Source organism: Methylobacterium oxalidis (genome assembly GCF_007992195.1).
Taxonomy (GTDB): Bacteria; Pseudomonadota; Alphaproteobacteria; order Rhizobiales; family Beijerinckiaceae; genus Methylobacterium; species Methylobacterium oxalidis.
Window position 1 is genome coordinate 1 of the sequence record NZ_BJZU01000060.1, and the last position, 23,878, is coordinate 23,878.

At 75.5% G+C, this 23,878-nt stretch carries 20 protein-coding genes; 11 read left to right on the forward strand and 9 right to left on the reverse strand.

The annotated features are described in order from the left end of the window. Positions 1–99 precede the first annotated feature (99 nt). From MOX02_RS14920 to MOX02_RS14935, 4 genes are all read right to left on the reverse strand, one after another. Positions 100–1,761, reverse strand: a complete 1,662-nt coding sequence (locus MOX02_RS14920) for a heme biosynthesis protein HemY (RefSeq protein WP_147026587.1) — start codon at positions 1,759–1,761, stop codon at positions 100–102. Between the two features lie 94 nt (positions 1,762–1,855). Then, the gene (locus tag MOX02_RS14925; RefSeq protein WP_147026588.1) at positions 1,856–4,258 is read right to left on the reverse strand and encodes a translation initiation factor 2; all 2,403 of its coding nucleotides are present in this window, start codon (positions 4,256–4,258) and stop codon (positions 1,856–1,858) included. A 159-nt stretch (positions 4,259–4,417) separates the two neighbouring features. Continuing rightward, positions 4,418–5,131 carry a uroporphyrinogen-III synthase gene (locus tag MOX02_RS14930; protein WP_147026589.1) on the reverse strand — a complete coding sequence of 238 codons (714 nt, stop codon included), beginning with the start codon at positions 5,129–5,131 and terminating at the stop codon, positions 4,418–4,420. Positions 5,132–5,138: 7 nt separating this feature from the next. Then, positions 5,139–6,023, reverse strand: coding sequence for an aldose 1-epimerase family protein (locus MOX02_RS14935; protein WP_147026590.1), 885 nt, complete (start codon positions 6,021–6,023; stop codon positions 5,139–5,141). A 209-nt stretch (positions 6,024–6,232) separates the two neighbouring features. Here MOX02_RS14935 and MOX02_RS14940 point away from each other — a divergent pair, with 209 nt between their 5' ends. The 6 genes from MOX02_RS14940 to MOX02_RS14965 all read left to right on the forward strand — a co-directional run bounded on the left by MOX02_RS14940 (position 6,233) and on the right by MOX02_RS14965 (position 14,111). Continuing rightward, positions 6,233–6,613: a hypothetical protein gene (locus MOX02_RS14940; RefSeq protein ID WP_147026591.1), complete on the forward strand. Its 381-nt coding sequence runs from the start codon at positions 6,233–6,235 to the stop codon at positions 6,611–6,613. Positions 6,614–6,746: 133 nt separating this feature from the next. After that, the gene (locus MOX02_RS14945) at positions 6,747–8,252 is read left to right on the forward strand and encodes an efflux RND transporter periplasmic adaptor subunit (protein WP_147026592.1); all 1,506 of its coding nucleotides are present in this window, start codon (positions 6,747–6,749) and stop codon (positions 8,250–8,252) included. 12 nt (positions 8,253–8,264) lie between these two features. Beyond that, positions 8,265–11,498 carry an efflux RND transporter permease subunit gene (locus MOX02_RS14950; RefSeq protein WP_147026593.1) on the forward strand — a complete coding sequence of 1,078 codons (3,234 nt, stop codon included), beginning with the start codon at positions 8,265–8,267 and terminating at the stop codon, positions 11,496–11,498. Between the two features lie 52 nt (positions 11,499–11,550). After that, positions 11,551–11,763: a dodecin gene (locus MOX02_RS14955; protein ID WP_147026594.1), complete on the forward strand. Its 213-nt coding sequence runs from the start codon at positions 11,551–11,553 to the stop codon at positions 11,761–11,763. Between the two features lie 161 nt (positions 11,764–11,924). Next, positions 11,925–13,610 carry a methyl-accepting chemotaxis protein gene (locus MOX02_RS14960; RefSeq protein WP_147026595.1) on the forward strand — a complete coding sequence of 562 codons (1,686 nt, stop codon included), beginning with the start codon at positions 11,925–11,927 and terminating at the stop codon, positions 13,608–13,610. Positions 13,611–13,892: 282 nt separating this feature from the next. After that, positions 13,893–14,111, forward strand: coding sequence for a hypothetical protein (locus MOX02_RS14965; RefSeq protein WP_147026596.1), 219 nt, complete (start codon positions 13,893–13,895; stop codon positions 14,109–14,111). A gap of 9 nt (positions 14,112–14,120) precedes the next feature. Here the strand turns inward: MOX02_RS14965 and MOX02_RS14970 are convergent, their stop codons facing one another. Further along, positions 14,121–15,098, reverse strand: coding sequence for an alginate O-acetyltransferase AlgX-related protein (locus MOX02_RS14970; protein ID WP_147026597.1), 978 nt, complete (start codon positions 15,096–15,098; stop codon positions 14,121–14,123). A gap of 74 nt (positions 15,099–15,172) precedes the next feature. Here MOX02_RS14970 and MOX02_RS14975 point away from each other — a divergent pair, with 74 nt between their 5' ends. The 4 genes from MOX02_RS14975 to MOX02_RS14990 all read left to right on the forward strand — a co-directional run bounded on the left by MOX02_RS14975 (position 15,173) and on the right by MOX02_RS14990 (position 19,168). Next, positions 15,173–16,300, forward strand: a complete 1,128-nt coding sequence (locus MOX02_RS14975) for a spore photoproduct lyase family protein (protein ID WP_238179852.1) — start codon at positions 15,173–15,175, stop codon at positions 16,298–16,300. A gap of 70 nt (positions 16,301–16,370) precedes the next feature. Then, entirely contained in the window at positions 16,371–16,898 is a 528-nt protein-coding gene (locus tag MOX02_RS14980) for a 2'-5' RNA ligase family protein (protein ID WP_147026598.1), read from the forward strand. 76 nt (positions 16,899–16,974) lie between these two features. Beyond that, entirely contained in the window at positions 16,975–17,685 is a 711-nt protein-coding gene (locus tag MOX02_RS14985) for a phosphatase PAP2 family protein (protein WP_147026605.1), read from the forward strand. Between the two features lie 163 nt (positions 17,686–17,848). Further along, on the forward strand, positions 17,849–19,168 hold the full coding sequence (locus tag MOX02_RS14990; protein ID WP_147026599.1) for a Gfo/Idh/MocA family protein: 1,320 nt from the start codon (positions 17,849–17,851) through the stop codon (positions 19,166–19,168). A gap of 3 nt (positions 19,169–19,171) precedes the next feature. Here MOX02_RS14990 and MOX02_RS14995 read toward each other — a convergent pair whose 3' ends face one another. From MOX02_RS14995 to MOX02_RS15010, 4 genes are all read right to left on the reverse strand, one after another. After that, on the reverse strand, positions 19,172–19,681 hold the full coding sequence (locus MOX02_RS14995) for an RES family NAD+ phosphorylase (RefSeq protein WP_147026600.1): 510 nt from the start codon (positions 19,679–19,681) through the stop codon (positions 19,172–19,174). Beyond that, positions 19,678–20,154, reverse strand: a complete 477-nt coding sequence (locus MOX02_RS15000) for an Xre family toxin-antitoxin system antitoxin (protein WP_147026601.1) — start codon at positions 20,152–20,154, stop codon at positions 19,678–19,680. The genes MOX02_RS14995 and MOX02_RS15000 overlap by 4 nt, the downstream gene beginning before the upstream one ends. An 88-nt stretch (positions 20,155–20,242) precedes the next feature. Continuing rightward, positions 20,243–21,643, reverse strand: coding sequence for a sensor histidine kinase (locus MOX02_RS15005; RefSeq protein WP_238179853.1), 1,401 nt, complete (start codon positions 21,641–21,643; stop codon positions 20,243–20,245). A 93-nt stretch (positions 21,644–21,736) separates the two neighbouring features. Beyond that, a complete protein-coding gene (locus MOX02_RS15010; RefSeq protein WP_147026606.1) occupies positions 21,737–22,150 on the reverse strand; it encodes a response regulator in 414 nt (137 codons plus the stop codon). A 204-nt stretch (positions 22,151–22,354) separates the two neighbouring features. On the opposite strand from MOX02_RS15010, the gene MOX02_RS15015 reads away from it, so the two are divergent. Continuing rightward, entirely contained in the window at positions 22,355–23,830 is a 1,476-nt protein-coding gene (locus MOX02_RS15015) for a sensor histidine kinase (RefSeq protein ID WP_280525322.1), read from the forward strand. Positions 23,831–23,878: the final 48 nt, after the last annotated feature.

The window sequence follows — 23,878 nt, forward strand, 5'->3', positions numbered from 1 at the left end:
CGAAGCCGACCGGGTGAGGGGTGCGACCTTTCCGGGAAGACCTGGACCCCTCACCCCGACCCTCTCCCGAACGGGAGAGGGGACCGGCGCCGGATCGTTTCAGCCGAAGCGTCGGGCCTTGGCTTCGGCCTCCTCGGGGCCGGCGCCGGGGTCGTCGGGCGTGCGCGGCAGCGGCAGCACGACGGGCGTCGCGGTGCCGGCGGCGAGCGGCGCGGCGGTCTCCGGCTTCTGGGGCAGGGAGGTCGGCGTCACGGGGGCCTGCGCGGCGGGCTTCCCGGCCTCGGCCGGCGCGGCGGCGGGTTTCGCCACGTCGGGTTTCGCCGAGCCGGGCTGCGCGGAGACGGGCTGCGCCGGGACGGGCTTCGGCTGGTCGCCCGTCCGCGACGCGCCGGCCGGGGCGATCGGCGCGATCGGGCGGCTCTCGCCGCGGTCGTCGAGGTCCCCGGTCACGCCCTCGCCCGAATCCGGGCCGGCCAGCAGCTCGGTCGGCGCCTTCCACTCGAAGGCGTCGAGGCGCCCGCTCACCGGCGAGATCGGCGCCCAGGTCTCCGAGGCGACGCCGTCGGCGATCCAGAGCGGGTCGCGCGGGGCGTGCGCGGCGCGGGCCAGCCACTCGCGGGCGCGGCCGGAGCCGGCGCCGTGCTCCGCCTCCTCGATGCGCGCCATCATCAGGCAGGCGCGCACGGTCGGGCGGTCGGCGAGCAGCGGCTGCAGCGCCTCCCGGGCCTGCCCGAACTCCCGCGCCTCGTAGGCCGTCTGCGCCAGGGCGAGGCGGGCCTCCGGGTGCCAGGTGGAGAGCTTGGCCAGCGTCTCGGCCCGCGCCAGCCGGTCGCGCACGGAATCGCCCGTGCGCAGGTTCAGGTAGACCTTGGCGAGGTCCGGGTGCGGGTTCGCCTTCCAGGCGGCCTCGACGATCTTGGCGGCCTTGCGCAGGTCGCCCGTGCGGGAGAGGAGGCGGCCGGCGATGGCGGCGGCCGGCACGAGGTCCGGCGCGAGCTTGACCGCCTTGAGGGCCCGCTCGGTGGCGATCTCGGGCTCGCCCGCCTCGCGGGCCTGGGCCGAGGCGGTGAGCAGCACCGCGCGCTGGCGGCGGGCGCTGGCCTTCTCGATGAGGCCGAGGGAGGCACGCCGCTCCACGGTCTCCAGCGCGCCCGCCCAGTCGCCGTCGGCGCACTGCGCCTCCAGCATCGCCTCGTTCGCCCAGGTGACGCTCGGCGCGAGGCGCGCGGCCTCGGCCGCGTAGGCGCGGGCGGCGGTCTCGTCCTCGCGGCGGCGCGCCTCGACGAAGAGGCCGCGCAGGCCGAGCACCCGCGTCTCGGGGTCGTTGGCCATGCGCTGGAACGCCTGCTCGGCGGCCTCGCGGTCGCCCGAGATCTGTGCGGCCTGCGCCTTCAGCAGCAGGGCCAGGGGCTCTGCGCCGAGCAGGCGCTCGGCGTCGCCCGCGTGGCGGCGGGCGGCCAGCGGGTCGCCGGAGCCGACCGCGACCATGCCGCGGGACAGGGCCGTGAAGCCCTTCGCCCGGCGCCGCTCCCGCGAGCCGCGCACCAGCGAGCCCGGCAGGCCGATGACGCCCCGCACGATGGCCCAGATGAAGCCGATCACGAGGGCGGCGACGAGGACGCCGACGAGCGCGATGGCGAGGCTGGTGGCCACCTCGTAGCCGTTCCAGACGATGGTGACCGTGCCGGGCCGGTCGGCGATCCAGACCGCCCCGAAGGCGGCGAGGGCTAGCAGGGCCAGGAAGGCGAGGGCGCGCCACATGGGATAGGAAGCTCCTGTCAGGCGCCTGCGAGAGGCTCGTACACGCGGGGAACGAGGGGGCCGGCCGCCGGCCGGCCCCCGGGATGGCGCCGCCTCAGCGGCCGGCCTCGGGCTGGGCGGAGGCGGGCAGCCCCTTGAAGGCGTCGGAGAGGAGGGCCTGCACGCCTTGCGCGGCGGCCGCCCGCGCCTTCAGCCGGGTGCCGAAGGCGCCGGCCTGGGCGCGCGCCTCCTCGGGCATCGCGTCGAAGGCCTGCGCCGCCTCGCGCAGGGCGCCCCGGTCGAGGGCGGCCTGGACCTTGGCGGCGGGATCGCCGGACGCGGAGTCCGAGGCCGGCGCGTCGACCTTGCGCACCTGGATGATCGAGTCCGCGATGCTGAGGAAGCGCTGCTTCAGGTCGCCCGTCTCCGCGACGTCCTTCGCCTCGGCCGATCGACGGCTCGCCGCGATCTTCTGGGCGATCGGCCGGAACTCGGCGGCGAGCTCCCCTGCGCCCGGCGCGCCGCCCTCGGCGAAGGGTGCGAGCGCGTCGAGCCGGCTCGCGTCGCCGGTCTCGAGCTTGCGCAGCACCGCGAGCGGCTCGGCGTAGGGCGCGCCCGCGTTGAGGGCGGTGGCGATCCGGTCGGCGGTGACGACGCGCAGGGCCGCCTGCACGGTGGTCGCCTCGGCGCGCTGCTGCAGGGCGGTGTCGAGGGCCGCGATCCGGTCGCGCTGCTCCTGGAGCTGGCGCTCCAGGCCCTTGGCCGTCTCCTGCGCCTGCGTGCGGCCGGCCTCGGCCGCCTGCTGGCTCGCCTGGGTGGCGGCCTGCACCGCCTCGGTCGCCGCCTTGGTGCGGGCGTCCAGCGCCTGCTGCAGGCCGTCGAGGCGCTGGCCGATGGCCTGGTCGGCCTCGGCGTTGGCCTTGATCCGGGACTCGACGTCCGATTGCAGGGCGGTGAGCTTCTGGCCGAGATCGGCCCCGCCCGCGGGCTTCGCCTCGGGCCGCTCCTCCAGCGCCTTCACGCGGGCGTCGAGGGCGGCGATCTGGGGCGCGCCCTCGCCCGCCTGCTGCGCCGTCAGCTTCGAATCCGCCGGCTGGTCGCGGCCGGGCTCCTCCTGCAGGGCCGAGACGCGCTGGTCGAGGGCGTCGAGCCGCGCCACGAGGTCCGCCGGGACGGCGCCGCCGCCGCCCTGCGCGCCCTCCGCGGCCGGGACGGCCGCGCCGCCGGAGGCCCGGTCGAGGGCCTGCTTGGCCGTGGTCTCGGCGGTGCGCACCGCCTCGGGCAGGGGCTTCAGCGCGGCCTCGTTGGCCGCCACGCGCTTCTCCAGCCCGGCGACGGCGTCGCGGGGGGCGAGGCCGGCGAGGCGCTGGTCGAGGGCGGCGGTCTGCTGCTGGGCGCCCCGGTTCGGGATCACCCCGGACTGCTCGACGGCGAGCAGGAGCCCGGCGCCGATCACGCCGCCGAGGAGGCTCGCGGCGAGCAGCGAGCCGAAGCCCGCCCCGCCGCGGGCCGGCTCCGGCGCGATCCGCGGCGCGGCGGCGGGTGTGGGACCGACGGAGGCGGGCTTGTCCGCCCCGGCCTTCGCGGCGGCGGCGCCCGCTGCGGCTCCGGCGGCCGCGCCGGGCTTGGCCGGCTCGGGCTCGGGCACGCGCTTGGCCTTCAGGTCGAGGATCGGGCCGTCGGTGAGGCCCTCGCCGGGCTTCGACCCGGAGGTCGCGCTGCCCGCGAAGCCCGTGCGGGACGGCTCGGGCTTGCCGGGCTCGGATTTTCCTGGCTCGGGCTTGCCGGGTTCGGGCTTGCCCATGCCGGGCTTCGCCGCCTCGGCCGCCGCGGCGCCGGACTTCGGCGCGTCAGGCTTCAGTGGATCGGGCTTCAGGACATCGGGCTTCAGGACATCGGGCTTCAGGACATCGGGCTTGCCGGCCTCGGCCTTCGCCACCTCCGGCTTGGGCGGCTCGCCCTTGCCCGGCTCGAACTTTCCGGGCTCGCTCTTGCCGGCCTGCGGCGTCGGCGCGCCCGGGCCGGTCGCGGCGGCGGACGGTCCCGCCGGCGTCGCGGGCTTCGCGCCGGGTGCGGCTCCGGTTCCGGAGCGGGTCGGGTCGGGCGCGCCCGCGGCGGGGGCGGCCTGCGGCGGGGATCCCTGCGGGGTGGTGCCCTGCGCCGTTCCCGGGCCGGTCCCGGGACCGCTCCCCTGGGCGGGCTTGGCGCCCGGGGTCGGGCCGCCCTTCGGCGGCTCGCCCGGCGCGGGCTCGAATTTCGCGGGGGCGGGCTTCGACGTGTCGACCTTCCCGGCCGGGCCGCCGGGCTTGCCGGCCTGCGGGCCGCCCGAACCCTGGCCGCTCGAACCCGGGCCCGCGGAACCTTGCCCCGCAGGGCCCTGGCCGCGCTGTCCCGGCGCGGCCGATCCCGGCGCGTTCGGCCCCTGCGAGCCCGGTCCCTGTGAGCCCGGTCCTTGCGAGCTCGATCCCTGGGGCTTCCCGGCATTCGGGCGGTTGGCGTCGCTCGAGGGTGGTTTCACGGCCCTTCTTCTCCCTTCTCGACGCCCCCGTCCGCCCCGGCCCCAAGAACCGGGGCGTCCGCGTGCGCCGCGCCGCTGCGGCCCTCCGCGGGGCCGCGTTGTCGGTCCCTCCTAGCACCCTGCGCCTCGCCGGGGCGAGACCCGTTGCCGGGAGGGATGTCAGATCGTGTCCGCGAGCCCGGCCAGGAGGTCCTCCTCCCGCGGGCGCACCGCGACGAAATGGGCCGCGATCCCCCGGGCTTCCAGGGGCGCGGCCACATCCTCCGACAGGCAGTAATGCCTCAGCCTGCGGAAAGCTCCGCCTTTCCCGTCCGCCTCGGCGAGTTCGTACGCCACCTCCGCGCTGCGGCGGGAGAAGTGGAGGGCCGCGTCGAGGCGGCCCGCCGCGAGCGCCGCCGCGACCGCCTCCGGCAGGCGCGCCGCCGCCTCGGCCGCGTAGGCGACGAGGATGTCGACCGCGTAGCCCGCCGCCGCGAGGGAGGCCGCGGGCTCCGCCTTGCGGTCGGCGCCGCAGGCGTGCAGCAGGCGGCTGCCCGGTGCCAGCCGCGCCCGGACGCGGGCGGCGAGCGCCGCCGCGTCCCCCTCCGCCGCCTCGACGGGCCCGAGCCCGGCGGCCCGCGCCGCCGCCGCCGTGCGGGCGCCGACCGCGAGGACGGGGATGCCGCGAAGCGTCGCCGCGCCGGGCGCGACCCCCAGCGCGTCGGCCCCGTTGGCGCTCGTCAGGAGGATCGCGTCCGGCCGTTCCGGCGGGAGCGGCGCGCCGGTGGCCCGCACCGCGAGCACCGGGGCGGCCAGCGGCGCGTGGCCGAGCTCGGCGAGGCGCCGGGCCGTGCGCGCGGCGCCGGGCTCGGGCCGCGGGACCCAGATCCGCACGGGCGCCTCAGCCCAGACCTTCGAGGTCGAGCCGGACGGCGTGGCGCGCGCGCTCGCCCGGGGCCAGCAGGCGCTGCGAGTCCCGCTCGGCGATCTCGCCGGTGAAGCCCGCCCAGTCGGCGTGGCCCGTCCAGCACTCGAGCGACAGGAACGGCGCGGTCGGCTTCGTCCAGACCGCGAGGTGCGGGAAATCCTCCACCGCCATGCGGATCGCCGCGCCCCCGGGCCCGGTGAAGCGCAGGTGCCGGCTGCGCGCGTTCCGGAACACCAGCGCTTCCGTGAAGAGCGCCGGGTCGAGGGGCAGGACGCGCCCGTCGAGCGGCACGCCCCGCTCCTCGCGCAGGAGGAGGCCGCCGGCCCCCACCTCGGGCACGCGGGGCGCCTCCGCCGCCTCGAACGCCACGGCGTAGCCGCCCCCCGCCGCGCGGGCGCCGCCCGCGAAGGGCCAGGGGAAGGCGGGGTGGAAGCCGACCGCGTAGGGCAGGGCGTCGGGGCCCGGGTTCTCGACCTCCACGGCGAAGTCGAGCCCCGCCGGCCGGATCCGGGCGGTGATGTCGAGGCGGAAGGCGAAGGGATAGTGCGCGTGGGTCTCGTCGCTGTCGGTGAGCCGCAGCGTCGCCGCGTCCGCGCTCCGCGCGGCGACCGCGAAGGGCAGGTCGCGGGCGAAGCCGTGCTGCGCCATCGGGTAGTCCCGCCCGCCGGCCCGGATCCGCCCCTCCGCGGAGGCGCCGACCACGGGGAAGAGCCAGGGCGCGTGCCGGTTCCAGTGCGCCGGGTCGCCGCTCCACAGATACTCCCGGCCACCGGCGCGCCAGGAGACCGGCTCGGCTCCGTGCAGGGCGATCCGCGCCGTGCTGCCGTCCGAGGCGGCGAGTTCGATGACGTCGCTCATGTCCGAAAAGCCCGCTCCCACCCGTCCCGCGGGCGCGGACAGGTCTCGCAGGGGCCGGCCCCCGGCACAAGCGCCCTCCGCCCTCGCTCGGCCCGCCGCGGAGGCCGGAGCCGGGGATCGGTCGCCGGAATCGGAGAGGGCCGGCTTCCCCCCGGCCGGCCTGCTGCGCTAGGATCGGCGGACTGACCTGAGAGGACCCGGCGGCACCCGTGAGGCCCGCAGCCACGCCCATCCCATCGGCAGGCGCCCGCGTCGCGGCCAGCGCCCGCCGGCGGCTGGCGCGCTGCCTGCTCGTGCTGCTGGCCGTGTTCGCCCTCTCCGTCCCGGCCCCGGAGGCGGGCGCGGAGGCCGCCCCCCACCGCGCGCTTGCCGAGCACCTGAGCCTCGAACTGCCCGGCGCGGGCGCCGACGCGCACGGGGACGGCGCCCTCGTCCATCACTGCGCCCACTGCGCCTGCCATCAGGCGGTGACGGCGGCGCCGGCCGAGGCCGCGAGCCGGACCGCCGCGGCCGAGATCCGCTTCCCCGAGCGCGCCGAGACCGGACCGGTCCAGCCCGCCGCCCCGCCCCGCAAGCCGCCCCGCGCCTGAGGTCCGAGGCGGCCCGAGGGCCGCCCGCGGCGCGCGCCCGAGGGCGCGCCGCCGCCGACCCATGCCCGCGTCCCGCCACCCGCGCGGGAGCCGGGCCTCGCCGCGCCTCGCGGCCTCACGGGACGTTCCAGCCATGTTTTGCATCCTCGCGGTTCCGGCCGCCCTCGCCGCGGGCGTCGCGGCGGGCGCCCTCGCGCCGTCTGTGTTCCCGACCCTCGTCCCGGCGCTTCGCGACGCCGCGCAGCCGGTCCTCGTCCGCCTCGGGGCGGCGCCCGCGCCGCCGCGGGCCGAGGCCCCCTCCGCCGCGGCCGCGCGGGCCGGCTCGGACGAAGACCATGCCGACAAGGACCACGCCGGCCACGACCACGCCGGAAACAACCATGCCGGCCACGACCATTCCGACCACGACCACGCGGGTGATGACCACGCGGGCCGATCCCACGCCGACCACGACCGCGCGGGTCACGACCACGCGGGCCACAAGCACAAGCACGGGCACGGCCCGGAGCGGGCCGAAGGCGTCGTCGCCCTGACGCCGGCGCAGATCGAGGCGTCCGGCATCCGCGTGGCGGAGGCCCGCCCCGGCACCCTCCGGCACGCGCTCACCGTGCCGGGAACCGTCGTGCCGGACGGGGAGCGGGTGGCGCGGGTGGCCGCCAAGGTCGTCGGCACGGTGGCCGAGCTGCGCAAGCGCCTCGGCGAGCGCGTCGAGAAGGGGGAGGTCGTCGCGGTGCTCGACAGCCGCGAGGTGGCGGAGGCCAAGAACGACTACATCGCCGCCCTGGTCGGGCAGGAACTGCAGGAGACCCTGTTCGAGCGCGACCACGCCCTGTGGGACAAGAAGATCTCGGCCGAGCAGCAGTTCCTGCGCGCCCGCACCGGCCTCGTCGAGGCACGCCTCAAGGTGGACCTCGCCCGCCAGAAGCTCTCGGCGCTCGGCGTGCCCGACGCCGAGGTGGCCGCCCTCGGCGACAACCCGCTGCCCGGCAAGCCGGGGCCGGGCGAGGACGAGCACACGGTCGGCCTGCGGCGCGCCCCGCGCCTCGGCCTGCAGCGCTACGAGCTGCGCGCGCCGATCGCCGGGCAGGTGATCGAGCGCCGGGTCGATCTCGGCGCCCCCGTCAACGACGAGGGCCAGGAGAAGGAGATCTACACGATCGCCGACCTCTCGCGGGTCTGGGTCGAGCTCGCCGTGCCGGTGGCCGATCTCGGGGGCGTCCGCCCGGGGCAGGCGGTGACGCTGCGGCGCTCCGCCGACGAGGCGGGCACGCCGGGGCGCGTCGTCTTCGCGAGCCCGATGCTCGATCCCCAGACGCGCGCCGCCAAGGTGATCGCCGCGGTCGAGAACCCGGACCTCGCCTGGCGGCCGGGCGCCTACGCCAGCGTGCGCATCGCGCTCGCCGACGATCCGGCGCCGGTCGTGGTGCCGCGGGCCGCGCTGCAGACGGTGGAGGGCGAGACCGTGGTGTTCGTGCGCCGCGCGGACGGGTTCGAGAAGCGCGCCGTCCGGCTCGGGCCGGGCGACGGGCAGACCGTCTCGGTCCTGTCGGGCGTGGCGGCGGGCGAGGCGGTCGCGGCCGAGAACAGCTTCGTCCTCAAGGCGGAACTCGGCAAGGCCGAGGCCGAGCACGGCCACTGAGGGGGGCGCACCATGATCGACCGGATCGTCTCGGGCGCCATCGCCCACCGCTGGCTGGTGCTGCTGGCCTCCCTCGGCCTCGTCGCCCTCGGGCTCGCTGCGGCGGCGCGCCTGCCCATCGACGCGGTGCCCGACATCACGAACAACCAGGTGCAGGTGAACGCGCTGGCGCCCCAGCTCTCGCCCGCCGACGTCGAGGCGCAGGTGACCTACCCGCTGGAGACGGCGCTCGCCGGCATCCGCGGCCTCGAGGTCACGCGCTCGCTCTCCCGCAACGGCTTCGCGCAGGTCACCGCGATCTTCAGCGAGGCGACGGACATCTACTTCGCCCGCCAGCAGGTGAGCGAGCGCCTCGCCGAGGTGAAGGAGCGGATGCCCCCGGGCACGGACCTGCGCCTCGGGCCGATCGCGACGGGCCTCGGCGAGGTCACGATGTGGAGCCTCGCCTTCGCTCTGCCGCGGCAGACGGCCGAGCCGGGCCGGCCCGGCTTCCAGGCGGACGGCAGCTACCGCACGCCCGAGGGCGAGGTGCTCGCCCCGGGCTTCGCGCAGGCCGCGTACCTGCGCACGGTGCAGGACTGGATCGTGGCGCCGCAGCTGCGCACCGTGCCGGGCGTCGCCGGCATCGACGCGATCGGCGGCTACCGCAAGGAGTACCGGGTCGAGCCGGACCCGGCCGGGCTGATCGGCCTCGGCCTGTCCTTCGCCGACCTCGCGGAGGCGATCGCCGGCAACAACCAGAACCGGGGCGCGGCCACGATCGAGCGCAACGGCGAGGGGCTCGTGGTGCGCGCGGGCGGGCGCGTCGAGAACCCGGAGGAGATCGGCCGCATCGTCGTCGCGGCCCGCAACGGCGTGCCCGTGCGGGTCTCCGACGTGGCGCGGATCGGGATCGGGCGGGAGATCCGCACCGGCTCGGCGAGCGCGGACGGGGCGGAGGCCGTGATCGGCACCGCCCTGATGCGCATCGGCGAGAACAGCCGCACGGTCTCCGCCGCCGTCGACGCGCGCCTGCGGGAGATCGCGGCGAGCCTGCCGCCGGGCGTCGCCCTGCGCACGGTGCTCGACCGCTCGCAGCTCGTGGACGCCACCATCCGCACCGTGGCGACGAACCTCGCCGAGGGCGCGCTCCTCGTGGTGGCGGTGCTGTTCCTGATGCTCGGCAACGTCCGGGCCGCCCTGATCGCGGCGCTGGTGATCCCGCTCGCCATGCTGATGACGGTCATCGGCATGGTCGAGACCCGGGTGAGCGCCAACCTGATGAGCCTCGGCGCCCTCGATTTCGGCCTCATCGTGGACGGCGCCGTCATCATCACGGAGAACGCGCTGCGGCGCCTCGGGCAGGCGCAGGCGCGGCTCGGGCGCCCGCTCGCGGAGGCCGAGCGCCTCGACACGGTGCGGCTCGCCGCCGAGGAGATGATCCGCCCGACCGTCTACGGGCAGGCCATCATCGTCCTCGTCTACGTGCCGCTCCTCACCTTCACGGGCATCGAGGGCAAGATGTTCGCGCCGATGGCGGTGACGGTGATCCTCGCGCTCGCCTCCGCCTTCGTGCTCTCCCTCACCTTCGTGCCGGCCCTCGTGGCGATCCTGATCCGCGGGCGGGTCGCCGAGCGGGAGAACGGGCTCGTGCGGGCGCTCGCCGCCCTCTACCGGCCGCTCCTCGCGGGCGCCCTGCGCCGGCCCGGCCTCGTCGTCGGGGCGGCACTCCTCCTCGTCCTCGCGAGCCTCGTTCCGGCCGCGCGCCTCGGGCAGGAGTTCATGCCCCAGCTCGACGAGGGCAACATCGCGCTCCACGCCATGCGCATCCCCTCGACCGGCCTCGGGCAGTCGCAGGCCATGCAGATCGCCGTCGAGAAGGCCGTCTCGGGGCTGCCGGAGGTGGCCTTCGTCTTCTCGAAGACCGGCACCGCCGAGATCGCCTCGGACCCGATGCCGCCCAACGTCTCGGACACGTTCGTGATGCTGAAGCCCCGGCCGGACTGGCCGGACCCGGCCCTGCCCAAGGCCGCGCTCGTGGCCCGCATCGAGGCGGCCGTGGAGGCGGTGCCGGGCAACGCCTACGAGTTCACGCAGCCGATCCAGATGCGCTTCAACGAGCTTCTCGCGGGCACCCGCGGCGACCTCGCCGTGAAGGTGTTCGGCGAGCGCTTCGAGGCGATGCTGCCGGTCGCCAACCGGATCGCGGCGGCCCTGCGCGCCACGCCGGGCGCCGAGGACGTGAAGGTGGAGCAGGCCGAGGGCCTGCCCGTCCTCGACATCCGCATCGACAAGGCGGAGATCGCCCGCCTCGGCCTCAGCCACCGGGCCGTGCAGGACGTGATCGGGGCGGCGATCGGCGGCCACGAGGCGGGCGTGCTGTTCGAGGGGGACCGGCGCTTCCCCATCGTGGTGCGGCTCGGCGACGATCCCCGCGGCGACCTCGACGCGCTCGGGGCCCTGCCGGTGCCGCTGCCGCGGGGCCCGGGCGAGCGCATGGCCTCCGTGCCCCTGCGGCAGGTCGCGGCGTTCGCGGTGACGCAAGGGGCCAACCAGATCTCCCGCGAGAACGGGAAGCGCCGGGTCGTCGTCACGGCGAACGTGCGCGGGCGCGACATCGCCTCGGTGGTGGCCGACGCGCGGGCGCGGGTCGCGGGGATCGACCTGCCCGCGGGCTCCTGGATCACCTGGGGCGGCCAGTTCGAGAACCTCGCGGGGGTGCGCCAGCGCCTCGCCGTGGTGGTCCCGGCCTGCTTCCTGATGATCCTGCTGCTGCTCTACGGAGCGCTCGGCACCCTGCGCGACGCGCTCCTCGTCTTCAGCGCGGTGCCGCTCGCCCTCACGGGCGGCGTCGCGGCCCTGTGGCTGCGGGAGATGCCCCTCTCGGTGCCGGCGGCGGTCGGCTTCATCGCGCTCTCGGGCGTCGCCGTGCTGAACGGCCTCGTGATGCTCACGCGCGTCCGCCAGGAGCGCGAGGCGGGGCGCGACCCGGTGGCCGCCATCCGCGAGGGCGCGCTCGCGCGGCTGCGGCCGGTGGTGATGACCGCCCTCGTCGCCTCCCTCGGCTTCGTGCCGATGGCGCTCGCGACGGGCACCGGGGCCGAGGTGCAGCGCCCGCTCGCCACGGTCGTGATCGGCGGGCTCATCAGCGCCACGCTGCTGACGCTTCTCGTCCTGCCCGCCCTCTGCCGCCTGTTCGGCGCGCGCGGGCGGGCCCCGGAGGGGGCGGCCGCGTGGCCCGCCGGGGCGGGGGAGGGGCGGGCTTGAGCCGCCCCGCCTTCGGGCACACACTGGCCCCGTCCCGCGAGAGGAGGCAGGCATGTCCGAGCACGTCTACAAGGTGGTGGAACTCGTCGGGTCCTCGACGGAGTCGATTGAGGACGCGATCCAGGGCGCCGTCGCCCGCGCGAACCGGACCCTGCGCAATCTCCGCTGGTTCGAGGTGATGGAGACCCGCGGCCAGATCGCGGACGGCAAGATCCAGCACTACCAGGTGACGCTGAAGGTCGGCTTCACGATGGAGGATTCCTGAGGCGCGGGCGCCCGCCCTCCGGTTCGTTCCTGAGCCGGAGGGCGGGCCGCTCATCCGCAGATTTTGCAACTGTTGAGTGCAAATCCGGCCAAGCTTAACCGACGATTAGACATATCCGCCGCATTCAAAATTCGCCCCTCGAGAATGCGCGGTCCCGTCCTATGCGTCTGTCCCTGAAAGTCGTCCTGATCAGCTCCATTGGCCTGCTCGGCTTCGCCGCGGTGGGGCAGGGCGCGGTCAACGTCGCCAAGCTCTCCTCCATCCGGGAGGGCGTGCAGGAGGTCGCGACGAACTGGCTGCCCTCGGTCAACGCCATCCAGGAGATCAGCACGGGCACCCGCGAGGTCCGGGTCAAGATCTACCGCTACGTCGTCGCCTCGGAGACGCCGCAGACGCTCGCCGAGAACGGCAAGTCCCTGGAGGAGAGCCACCGGGGCCTCGACGCCCTGCGCCGCGGCTACGAGCCGCTGATCGCCTCGGCCGAGGAGCGGGCGCTCTACGACGCCTTCGCGGCGAGCTGGAAGCGCTACACCGACCAGGAGACGCAGGTCCGCGCCCTGATGGATTCGGGCCGCAAGGCCGAGGCGCTCGCCCTGGTGACGAGCACCGAGATGGCGCGCCTCAACAAGGAGGCCATGCAGGCGCTCGCCCGCAGCGTCGACCTGAACAAGCGCGGCGCGGCCGCGAGCAGCGGCACCGCCGTCGAGAGCATCGGCTCGGCGACCGTCGCGGCCTACGCGGCGATGGCGGTGTCCCTCGTCGTCGGCCTCGCGGCGGCCCTGTTCAGCCTGCTCGGCATCGCCCGGCCGATCGAGCGCATGACCGGCGCGATGAGCCGGCTCGCCTCGGGCGACGCGACGGCCGAGATCCCGGCCAAGGGCCGGCGCGACGAGATCGGCGACATGGCCGCCGCCGTGCAGGTGTTCAAGGACAACCTGATCCGCACCCGCCAGCTCGAGGAGGAGACGGCGCTCGCCCGCGCCGGCGCCGAGGCGCAGCGCAAGGCGGCGATGCGCGAGATGGCGGACGGCTTCGAGCGCGCGGTGAGCGGCATCGTCGGCACCGTGACGGCGGCCGCGACCGAGCTCCAGGCCACCGCCCAGACCATGACGTCGACCGCCGCCGAGACGGCCGGCCAGTCCGGCACCGTGGCGGCGGCCGCCGAGGAGGCGGCCTCCAACGTCAACACCGTGGCGGCGGCGGCCGAGGAGCTCGGCTCCTCCGTCTCCGAGATCGGCCGGCAGGTCTCGGGCTCGGCGAACCTCGCCCAGCTCGCCGCCCACGAGGCCGGCCAGACGAGCGCCCTGGTGCAGGAGCTGAGCGCGGCCGCGACCCGGATCGGCGACGTGGTGGCGATGATCTCGACGATCGCCGGCCAGACGAACCTGCTCGCCCTCAACGCGACGATCGAGGCGGCCCGCGCGGGCGAGGCCGGCCGCGGCTTCGCCGTGGTGGCCGCCGAGGTGAAGGAGCTCGCCAACCAGACCGCCCGGGCCACCGAGGAGATCTCCGGCCAGATCGCCCGCATCCAGGGCTCGACCGGCCAGGCTGTCACGGCCATCGGCGGCATCGCCGGCCGCATCGAGGAGATCAGCTCGGTGGCGACCACGATCGCGGCGGCGGTGGAGCAGCAGGGCGCGGCCACGCAGGAGATCGTCCGCAACATCACCCAGGCCGCCACGGGCACCGGCGAGGTCACGGCGAACATCGCCGGCGTCGCCCAGGCCGCCGAGGAGACGGGCGCGGCCGCGACCCAGGTGCTCGGCGCGGCCTCCGACCTGTCGCGCCAGTCCGAGCACCTCAACGCCGAGGTCTCCCGCTTCCTCGCCACCGTCCGGGCCGCCTGAGGCCCGGCGTCGGCGCCGGCAGTGCGGCACCGAGGCCACAACCTCAAGTGTATTCAGTCCGCCCACCGGCCGGACGCGTCCGGCCGCTTGCGCGGGGCCAAGCTTGGCTTAAGCCTAGGGGTGCCCGCCCGGAGCTTCTGGCGGATAACCTCCTTCTCGGGTGCGCCGGCGACGGCGCTCCCTTTTTTTGTCTCGCGCCCCGCGCGGGAGCCGGGCGCGGGCCCGGGCGTTCCGGGTTGGATCGTTTCTTGCGGATCGTTTCTTGCGGAGTGCGCCGCCTCGATGTCGATATCCCTCGCCCTGCCCATCACCGAGGCCGCCTTCTTCACGGCGGGCTGCGCCGTCATCCACGCGCAGCGGGCGCGGGCCGAGCAGGTGACGGCGGCGCTCGCCTGCCTCGTGGTGCTGCTCACCTTCGCCCTCGGCGTGGCGAGCCTGCCCGGGAACCTGCTGCAGGAGCAGCCTCCGGTGGCGTTCGACCCGGACAGCCCGGCCGACTGATCGGCCCGCTCAGGCCGCGCGGGCGACCGCCGGGCGCGCCGCGGGGGCCTTGAGGCCCCGCCGCCGTCCGGTCTCCACGTCGTAATCGTCCTTCGGCAGCCGGGTCAGGAAGCGCTCGGCGAGCTCGGCCACCACGATGTCGGGCCGCACCGCCTCGATGTAGGTCCAGTCGAGGGCGGACGACCACACGAAATGCACCTCGGCGAAGCTCTCGGCGAAGAGGCCGGTGAGCAGGATCGGCGCGAAATGCGCGTAGGAATCGCCGAATAGGATCACCCGGCGCGGGTCGATGCCGGGCGCCGCGTTCCGGTAGATCACGTGGGCGCCGGTGTGGAGCTCGTCGCCGCGCCCGGCCGCCTCGTGCGTCTCGACGAGGGCGTTGGCGTAGCTGCGCACCGCGTCGCGCTGCAGCACCCAGTGCTGCACGATCTCGCTCGGCCGTCCCGGCAGCTTCGCGCCGAGGTCGCGCACCCCGTCGATCTCGAACCGCGGGCGCTCGCCGATGCCGGCCGGCGGCACCGCGTGAAGCGCCCGCATCAGCTCCCGGTAGGCGAGGAGGCAGCCGTCCACGGTCCAGTGGGTGTCGGTGCGCTGGTAGAGCGGCGCCGGTCCGTCGCGGGCCGCGCGGAAGGGGGCGAGGAGGTCGACGTAGCCCGGTTGCCCCATCAGGCGCCGGGCGAGGATGCGGGTCGAGGCCCGGCCCGGGTCGTAGGCGAGGCCCCCGGTCAGGTTGTCGTAGACGGAGAGCTTCTCGGGCACGAAGGTGTGGACGCAGCGGATGCCGAGGCGGGCGGCCCGCGCGGTCCGCGCCTCGATCAGCCGCGCCCAGGCGCGCAGCAGCCACCAGCGGCGCAGGCCGCGCCCGTACTGGGCGAGGACGCGGTTGCTGCCCCCCGTCAGGAACAGCCAGCCGTCGCGCCCGACATGGACGCTCGATGCGCCGGTCGCGGCATCTGGGGCGGCTGGTTCCCGGCGGTCTCGGAGCATGGCGCGTCTTTAGCGGCTCGGGCGGGGCGGCGATAGCGCCCGGACCCGGGAGGTGCTCCCCCGCGTTGCCGGGCATGGACAGCCTCGATCTGCGGCCGCCGGACGCCCCGGCGGCCCGTCCGGCGCGGGAACCCGCCGCCCGGCCCGCCCGCCTCTGGCGCCCGCGCCGGGTGCTCGTGACGCCGGCGGCCCTCGATCACGCCCACGGGCGCATGATGCTGGCGCGCCTCGAAGGGCTCGGCCTGCCGGTCGAGCGCCTGCCTGCCAACCGGCTCACGGGCCTGCGCGACGCGGACCCGCGCCGGGCCTACGCGGAGGCGAAGGCGACGCTCGCCCTCGTCGTGGCGCCGCCGACGAAGCTGAGGCTGCAGCCGATCCCACCCTCCGCCGACTGGCGCTTCGACCTCGCGGAGGGCTGCCCCGCCCATTGCCAGTACTGCTACCTCGCGGGCTCGCTCTCCGGCCCGCCGGTGACGCGGGTCTACGCCAACCTCGACGCCATCCTCGGCAATCTCGCCGCCTACGCGGGCCGCGGCGCCGTCACCTCCGCCTCGGCGGAGCGCGCGGCGGAGGGCACCACCTTCGAGGCGTCCTGCTACACGGACCCGCTCGGGATCGAGCACCTCACGGGCTCGCTCGGGGCGGCGATCCGGCATTTCGGGGCCTGGGACGCGCCGGTGCAGCTGCGCGCCACCACCAAGTTCGCCGCGGTCGAGCCCCTGCTCGGCCTGCCGCACAACCGGCGCACGCGCCTGCGCTTCTCCGTCAACGCCCGCCAGGCCGCCCGCTACGAGGGCGGCACCGCCCCCCTCGCGGAGCGCCTGCGCGCCCTCGGCGCGGCGGCGCGGGCGGGCTACCCGGTCGGCCTCACGATCGCGCCGATCCTCGCCTTCGCGGGCTGGCGCGAGGCCTACGGGGCGCTGATCGCGGACGCGGCCCGGGAACTCGCAGGCGTGACCGACCTCGACCTCACGGCCGAGCTGATCACGCACCGCTTCACGCCGGGCTCCAAGGCGGTGCTGGAGGGCTGGTACCCGGGCTCGGACCTGCCGATGGACGAGGCCGCGCGCAGCCGCAAGCTCACCAAGTTCGGCGGCGCGAAGTACGTCTACCCGAAGGACCTGATGGCCGAGATGCGCGGGAGCCTGACGGCGCTGCTGGCGCGCGACCTGCCGGCCGCCCGGGTCCTCTACTGGACCTGAGGGGCGGCTCCCGCGATGGCGATCGCTGCCCCGCCCTGGACCTCCCGCGCCGGCGCGCCATTTCGGCCCGATGCGCCCCGACGACACAGCCGACCCGCTGATCCTGACCCTCGACCTCGACGCGGAGACCTTCGCGCATCTCGACGGGCTGCGGCGGCGCCACTTCCCGGAGCGGCTGAACCACATCCCCGCCCACGTCACCCTGTTCCACCACCTGCCGGGCCCCGAGGAGCGGGGCGTGACCGAGACGGTGGCCGCGCTGGCGCGCACGGTCGCGCCGCCGGAGGTGGCGGTGACGGGCCTGCGCTTCCTCGGCCGCGGCGTCGCCTTCGTGCTCGAATCCGAGCCGCTCTCGGCGCTGCGGGCGCGCCTCGCCCGCGCCTTCGAGGGGCACCTCACGGCGCAGGACCGCCAGGGCTGGCGCCCGCACGTCACCGTGCAGAACAAGGTGGAGCCGGATGTCGCCCGCGCGCTCCACGCCGAGCTCGAAGGGGCGTTCCGCCCGTTCCGCTTCACCGCGCCGGGCCTGATCCTGTGGCGCTACCGCGGCGGCCCCTGGGACGAGCGGTCCCGCTTCGCCTTCGGAGCCTTCTCGTGAGCGCGCGCACCTTCCGGGGAGACGATCGGTGAAGGCGCTCCACACCGCGCGGGGGAACCCGCTCTTCGGCCGGGCCATGGGCGTGTGGCTGCGCCTGCGCCTCAACGAGGTTGGGCCTCTCGCCGCCCTCCTCACGGTCAGCCTCCTCGGCTTCGGCTTCTTCGCCCTCGCGGACGCGGTGGGGGAGGGCTCCACCGAGGCCCTCGACCGCCGGATCCTGCTGGCCCTGCGCAACCCGGCCGACCTCGCCGACCCGATCGGCCCGCGCTGGCTGGAAGAGACCATGCGCGACATCACGGGGCTCGGCAGCGTCTTCACCATCGTCTTCGTGACGGTGGCGGTGACGGCCTACCTCGCGCTCGCGGGCAAGCGCCGCATCGCGGCCTTCGTGGTGGCGGCGGTGGGCGGCGGCGAGATCGTCTCGACGGTCCTCAAGCTGTTCTACCACCGGCCCCGGCCGGATCTCGTGCCGCACGGGATGGAGGTGTTCACGGCGAGCTTCCCGAGCGGGCACGCCATGATGTCGGCCATCGCCTACCTGACCCTGGCGACGCTCCTCGCCCGCGTCGACCCGCACCGGGGGGTGAAGGCCCTGGTGCTGACACTCGGCATCGTCATCACCCTCTGCGTCGGCGTGAGCCGGGTCTATCTCGGCGTGCACTGGCCGAGCGACGTGCTCGCGGGCTGGTGCGTCGGCGCCGCCTGGGCGGCCCTGTGCTGGTTCGTCGCGCTTCAGCTCCAGCGCCGGGGCGAGGTCGAGGCGCCGGACCCGCCGCCCCCCGCCTGAGGCGGTCCAATCTCGGAACACTCCCTTCCGCGGCGGCGTTCGCCCGGGACGGGGATGCGGCCGGCTCCCGGCCCGCGCACCCCGCGCCGGCGGCCCGCACGGGCCCGCGCCCGGCACCCGCGATCACACCATCGGGACGGTACAGGGAGGCACAGGCAGGCCCATGGCGGACGACGACATCCATCTGTCCCGGCGCAACCTCCTGCGGGCGGGAGGCGCGACGCTGACCGGCGCGGCGCTCGCCATGGCCAACCCGGTCGCGGCGGCGCAGAACCCGCCCGGCGGCCCCGCCGTGCCGGCCGACACCGGCGCCGTGCAGGGCGGGCGCGTCGTCTTCCCGAACTGGCGCGGCCCCGGCGACCGCACGCCGCCGCCGCCCCCGGCGCCGATGCCGGTGGAGAAGCGCGTCGGCTTCTGCCTCGTCGGCCTCGGGCGCCTGACGCTGGAGGAGCTTCTGCCCGCCTTCGCCGAGTGCAAGGCGTCCCGCGTGGTGGCGCTGATGTCCGGCTCGCCCGACAAGGCGAAGCTCGTCGCCCAGCAGTACGGGATCGCCCCGGAGGCGGTCTACGGCTACGGCGACTGGGACAGGCTCAAGCAGAACGCGGCCGTCCAGGCCGTCTACGTCGTGACGCCGAACGGGATGCACCGCGAGCAGGTGCTCGCGGCGGCGGGCGCGGGCAAGCACGTGCTCTGCGAGAAGCCGATGGCGAATTCCTCGGCCGAGGCGCGGGACATGATCGCCGCCTGCGAGCGGGCGAACGTGCGGCTGATGATCGCCTACCGCTGCCAGTACGAGCCCTACAACCGCGAGGTGGCCCGCCTCGTGCGCTCGGGCGCGTTCGGCAAGCCGCGGCTGATCCAGGCCGTCAACGCGCAGACCACGGGCCTGCCCGAGCAGTGGCGCCTCAAGAAGGCGCTGGCGGGCGGCGGCGCGCTGCCCGACATCGGCATCTACTGCCTCAACACGGCGCGCGCGGCGCTCGGCGAGGAGCCGGTCCTCGTGCAGGCGCACCTCTATTCGCCCGCCGACGATCCGAAATTCGCGGAGGTGGAGGAGACGGTGGGCTTCACGCTGCGCTTCCCCTCCGGCGTCGTGGCGCAGTGCCTGACGAGCTACGGCGTGCACGAGGCACGGCGCATGAGCGTGCACACGCCGAGCGCCGAGATCGCGCTCGAGAACGCCTTCGCCTACGAGGGCCAGCGCCTGGTCGTCTCCCACAAGGACGGCAAGCAGGAATCCCGCGACAACCGGGTGCTGGCGCAGAAGAACCAGTTCGCCCTGGAGATCGACCATTTCGCCCGCTGCGTCCTGGAGAACCGCCGCCCGCGCACGCCGGGCGAGGAGGGCCTGCAGGACCACGTCCTGATGGAGGCGATCTACGAGTCCGCCCGCACCGGCGCCCCGGTCAAGGTCGGCCCGCCCGCAGGCACCGGCGGCGGCCTCGACGTCACCCGCGGGCCGGAGCCCGAGGAGGCGGGGTAGGGGCTACGCGTCCCGCGGCGGGTGCAGGCGCGTGTCGAGAGCGAACCGCTCCTGCGAGCGCAGGGCGTAGCCGCCGGCCGCGGTCCCGGCGACGAAGATCAGGTTCCAGCTCCGCGTCGAGACCGCGCTGGGGACGACGACGAAGCCGTGATGGGCGAGGAGCGCGTCGCCGAACGCCTGTTGGCCCGCCCCCGGGATGCCCGGCCGCAGCCAGTTCGGGTTCGGCACGTCGGCGGGTTCGACCACGTGGACGCGCTCCGCCTGCGTGATCCTCACGGCCGTCAGGACGTGAGGGACGGTGTCGAGGGCCCGGAAGCCCTTGTGCACGGCGACTTCGAGGATCGCGGTCGCCGGGTCGAGGGCGCAGTAGACCGCGCGGACACCGCGCCCGTTCCAGCGTCCGCCGACCCGGTACGCGCCCTCGCCGCTGTCCCAGGTCGGCGCGAAGGCCGCCTGATCGAGGCGCCACGCGACGAGGTCGGTGCCTCCGAGGAGGCTCGGCAGGGGCGTCACACGTAGACGCCGTAGGCGAGGCGCGTCAGCAGATCTTCCACGAGTTCGACGCCGGCCGGCGTCGCGAGGAGGTCGATCGGACGGCGGCCGTCGAGGCCGAGCGCCGGGCGCTCCAGCCACTGCTCCGCCTCCTCCTGCGACCCGAACAGGGCGGTCGCCCGCGCGAGGATCTCGGCGAACTTCCAGGTCCGCCCGCTCTGCTCCTGGCTGAGGGGCTTGGCCGGCACGTCCCGGCGGCGCTGGAAGGTGCGCAGGCTCATCCCGATCGCCTTCTCCAGCGACGGCGTGTGCTGAAGGACGACGAGCCGTTCGACGAGGTGGTTCAACGCCCGGCCCGGCAGGCCGTGCAGCAGCATCTCGTGCGCGTCGAGCTGGGTCTTCGGAGCGTGCCGGAGCACGCGGGCGCCGCCCAGAAGCTCGGCGATCCGGTCGAGATCGGCCGGCGCCGCGTCGATGCCCGTCCGGTCCGTCATGGTGCAGCCTTCACGTCAGGTGTCGTCTCAGAGATGACACCTGACGGAGGGCGCCGCAAGGGGGCGCGCAGCGGCCTGACGGGTTCCCTCAGCACGCCCGCAGGGCGGCGAGCGGCGCGTCGAGGGTGAGCGTCACCCCCGTCTCCGGGTAGGCGAGGCGCACCCGCGCGCCGAGGCCGTCGGCGAGGCTGCGCTCGATCAGGCGGGAGCCGAAGCCGCGCCGGCTCGGCGCGCTCACGAGCGGCCCGCCGATCTCCTGCCAGCGGAAGTTCAGCCGCGCCTCCTCCGCGTCCGCCGCCTGCTCCCAGGAGACGGCGACGTGCCCCTCGGGCGTCGAGAGGGCGCCGTACTTCGCCGCGTTCGTGCCGAGCTCGTGCAGGACGAGCGCCACCGAGAGCGCGGATTTCGGGCCGAGCGTCACGTCGGGGCCCGCCACCCGGAAGCGCCCGGCCTCGCCGTGGCCGTGCAGCCGGGCCGTGCCCTCGACGAGGGTGCGCAGGCTCGCCTCGCTCCAGCTGCCCTGCAGCAGCAGGTCGTGGGCCTGGGCGAGGGCGAGGAGCCGCGCCGTCACCGCCTCGCGGGCCTCGGCGAGGGAGGCGTCTCCCCGCAGGGTCTGCAGGCAGATCGCCTGGACGAGGGTCAGGGTGTTCTTCACCCGGTGGGCGAGCTCCTGCATCAGCAGGCGCTGCCGCTCCTCGGCGAGCTTCCGGTCGGTGATGTCGACGGAGGCGCCGGCGAAGCGCGTCGGCCGCCCGTCCGCGCCGCGCACGAGGCGCCCGCGGGCGAGGATCCAGCGCGTGCCGCCGTCCGGCTGGAGCAGGCGGTACTCGGCGGAGAACTCGTCCCGCCCGGCGAAGGTCCGGTCGAGGGCGGCCCGGAAGGCGGGCATGTCGTCGGGGTGGACGTTCCGGACGTAGGCGGCGAGCGGCGCGCCGCGGGCGGCGGCCTCGGGGTCGACCGCGTAGATCCGGGCGAAGTTGGCGTCGGCGTAGACGAGGTCGGCGGCGAGGTCCCAGTCCCAGGTGCCGATCATGCCGGCGGCGCCGAGGGCGAGGCTCAGGCGCTCCTGGCTGGCCGCGAGGCGCTGCTCGGCCTCCGCCTTCTCCCGGCGCAGCCGCTCCTGCGCCAGCGCCGCCTCGATCGCCTCGCCGAGGAGCTCCCGGAAATGGCCGGCCACGTCCTTGAGCACGTAGTCGGCCGCCCCCGCCTTCAGGGCCGCCACCGCGATGCGCAGGTCCTCGGAGCCCGTCACGTAGATCACCGGCGGCGGCGCCGGCAGGGCGCGGACACGGGCCAGGATGTCGAGACCGGTCTCCCCGGGCAGGTGATGGTCGAGGGCGACCGCGTCGATGCCGCCCTCCGCGATGCGCGCGAGCCCGGCCCGGCCGTCGGCCGCGTGCTCCACGGCGATGTCGCGGGCCCGCAGCGCCCGCGCCACGAGGCGGACGAGGCCGGGATCGTCCTCGATGTACAGGATGCGCAGGGCCACCGCGGGCAACGTTCTCCATCGGCAGTCCGGACGGCCGGTCACGCGCGACGCCGATCCATCGCACGCCATTGAAGCCGCAAAAGGGCAGTCGGATCAGGCGGTCTCGGGCACCTGCATCACCGAGAAGAACAGCCCGAGCTGGCGGATCGCGTTGGCGAAGCCCTCGTAGTTCACCGGCTTCGTCACGTAGACGTTGCAGCCGAGGTCGTAGCAGCGCTGGATCTCGCGCTGGTCGTCGGTTGTGGTCAGCACCACCACGGGCGAGCGGCGCAGGTGCTCGTTGCCCTTCACCGTGGCCAGGATGTCGATGCCGGTCATGTCCGGCAGGTTGAGGTCGAGCAGGATCAGGAGCGAGCGGCCCGCCTGCACGCGGCCCGTGCCGTCCGGGCCGAGCAGGTAGGCGAGGGCCGAGGTGCCGTCGCGGAAGGCGGTGATCTCGTTGTTGACGCCGGCGCGGCGGATGTTCCGCTCGATCAGGCGGGCGTGGCCCTCGTCGTCCTCGACCATGATGATGTGGACGGGGTTCACGCCGCGCTTCCTCTCTGCCGGGACGGCCGAATCTCGGTCATGAAGCCGCCTTTCGCAATCGCGTCCGGCTCCCTCTAACAAAATCGTGTAGCCGGGCAACCGCGGCCCGCGCCTTCCACAGGTCCCGGGCGCTGGCGTAAGCTTCGCCGCGCTCCCCGCCGCCCGCCCGCTGGAGGCCGCCCCCTGACCACGCTCACCGACAAGCGCCACCGGGCCCTCGTCGCCGCCATCGCCGAGATCACCTGGACGACGGACGCCGAGGGGCAGGTCGAGGACATGCCGGCCTGGCGCGCCTACACGGGCCAGAGCGCCGCCGAGGTGCGGGGCTGGGGCTGGCTCGACGCGATCCACCCGGACGACCGCGCCGCCACGGTCGCCGCCTGGAGCGCGGCGGTGGCGGGCCACGCGCGCTACGTCGTCGAGTACCGGGTGCGGATGCGGGACGGCGCCTACCGCTGGTTCAACGGCCGCGCCGCGCCCGTCCTCGACGGGGCGGGCGGCATCCTGGAATGGGCCGGCGTCTGCATCGACATCGAGGACCGCAAGCGCGCCGAGGCCGAGCTCTTCGCCCGCGAGAGCGACTTCCGCGTGATGGCCGACACGATCCCGCAGCTCGCCTGGATGGCCGACGCCTCGGGCGCCCTCTACTGGTACAATCGCCGCTGGTTCGACTACACGGGCACCGACCTCGCGGCGATGCGCGGCTGGGGCTGGCGGGCCGTGCACCACCCCGACCACGTCGAGGCGGTCACCGCGAAGTTCGTGGACGCGGTGCGCCGGGCCGAGCCCTGGGAGGACACCTTCCCGTTGCGCGGGGCGGACGGACGCTATCGCTGGTTCCTGTCGCGGGCGGCGCCGATCCGCGACGCGTCGGGGGCGGTGCTGCGCTGGTTCGGCACCAACACCGACATCACCGCCGAGCGCGAGGCGGCGCTCGCCCTCCGGGAGGCGAGCGAGGAGGTCCAGCGCTACGCCTACATCGTCAGCCACGACCTGCGGGCGCCCCTCGTCAACATCATGGGCTTCTCGAGCGAGCTCGAGCTCCTGCGGGCCGAGATCGCCGGGGCGCTGCGGGGCCACCCGGAGGCGGAGCGGCTCGACGGGGACTTCGCCGAGTCCCTCGGCTTCATCCGGGCGGCCGTCGCCAAGATGGACGGGCTCATCGCGGCGATCCTGCGCCTGTCGCGGGAGGGCGAGCGCCGGTTCCGGCCCGAGCCGCTCGACATGGGCGCGCTCGTGCGGGGGCTGGCGGACGCGCAGCGCCACCAGGCGGCCCGGGCCGGGGCCGCGGTCGAGATCGGGCCGCTGCCCGACCTCACGGCCGACCGGCTCGCCGTGGAGCAGATCTTCGGCAACCTCCTCGACAACGCGGTCAAGTACCTCGACCCCGACCGGCCGGGCCGCGTCGCGGTGGCGGGCCGGCGGGTCGGGGAGGGCGCGGTCTTCACCGTGTCCGACAACGGGCGCGGCATCGCGGCGGCCGACCACGCCCGGGTCTTCGAGCTGTTCCGCCGCTCCGGTCCGCAGGACCGCCCCGGCGAGGGGATCGGCCTCGCGCATGTCCGCGCGCTGGTGCGCGCGCTCGGCGGCCAGATCGACCTCGCCTCGACGATCGGCGCGGGCACGACCTTCACGGTGCGCCTGCCGCTGCGGGCGTGAGGCGGTCGGGCGCGGGCCCGAACGTCGTGGCGCGGGCCCCCTCTCCCG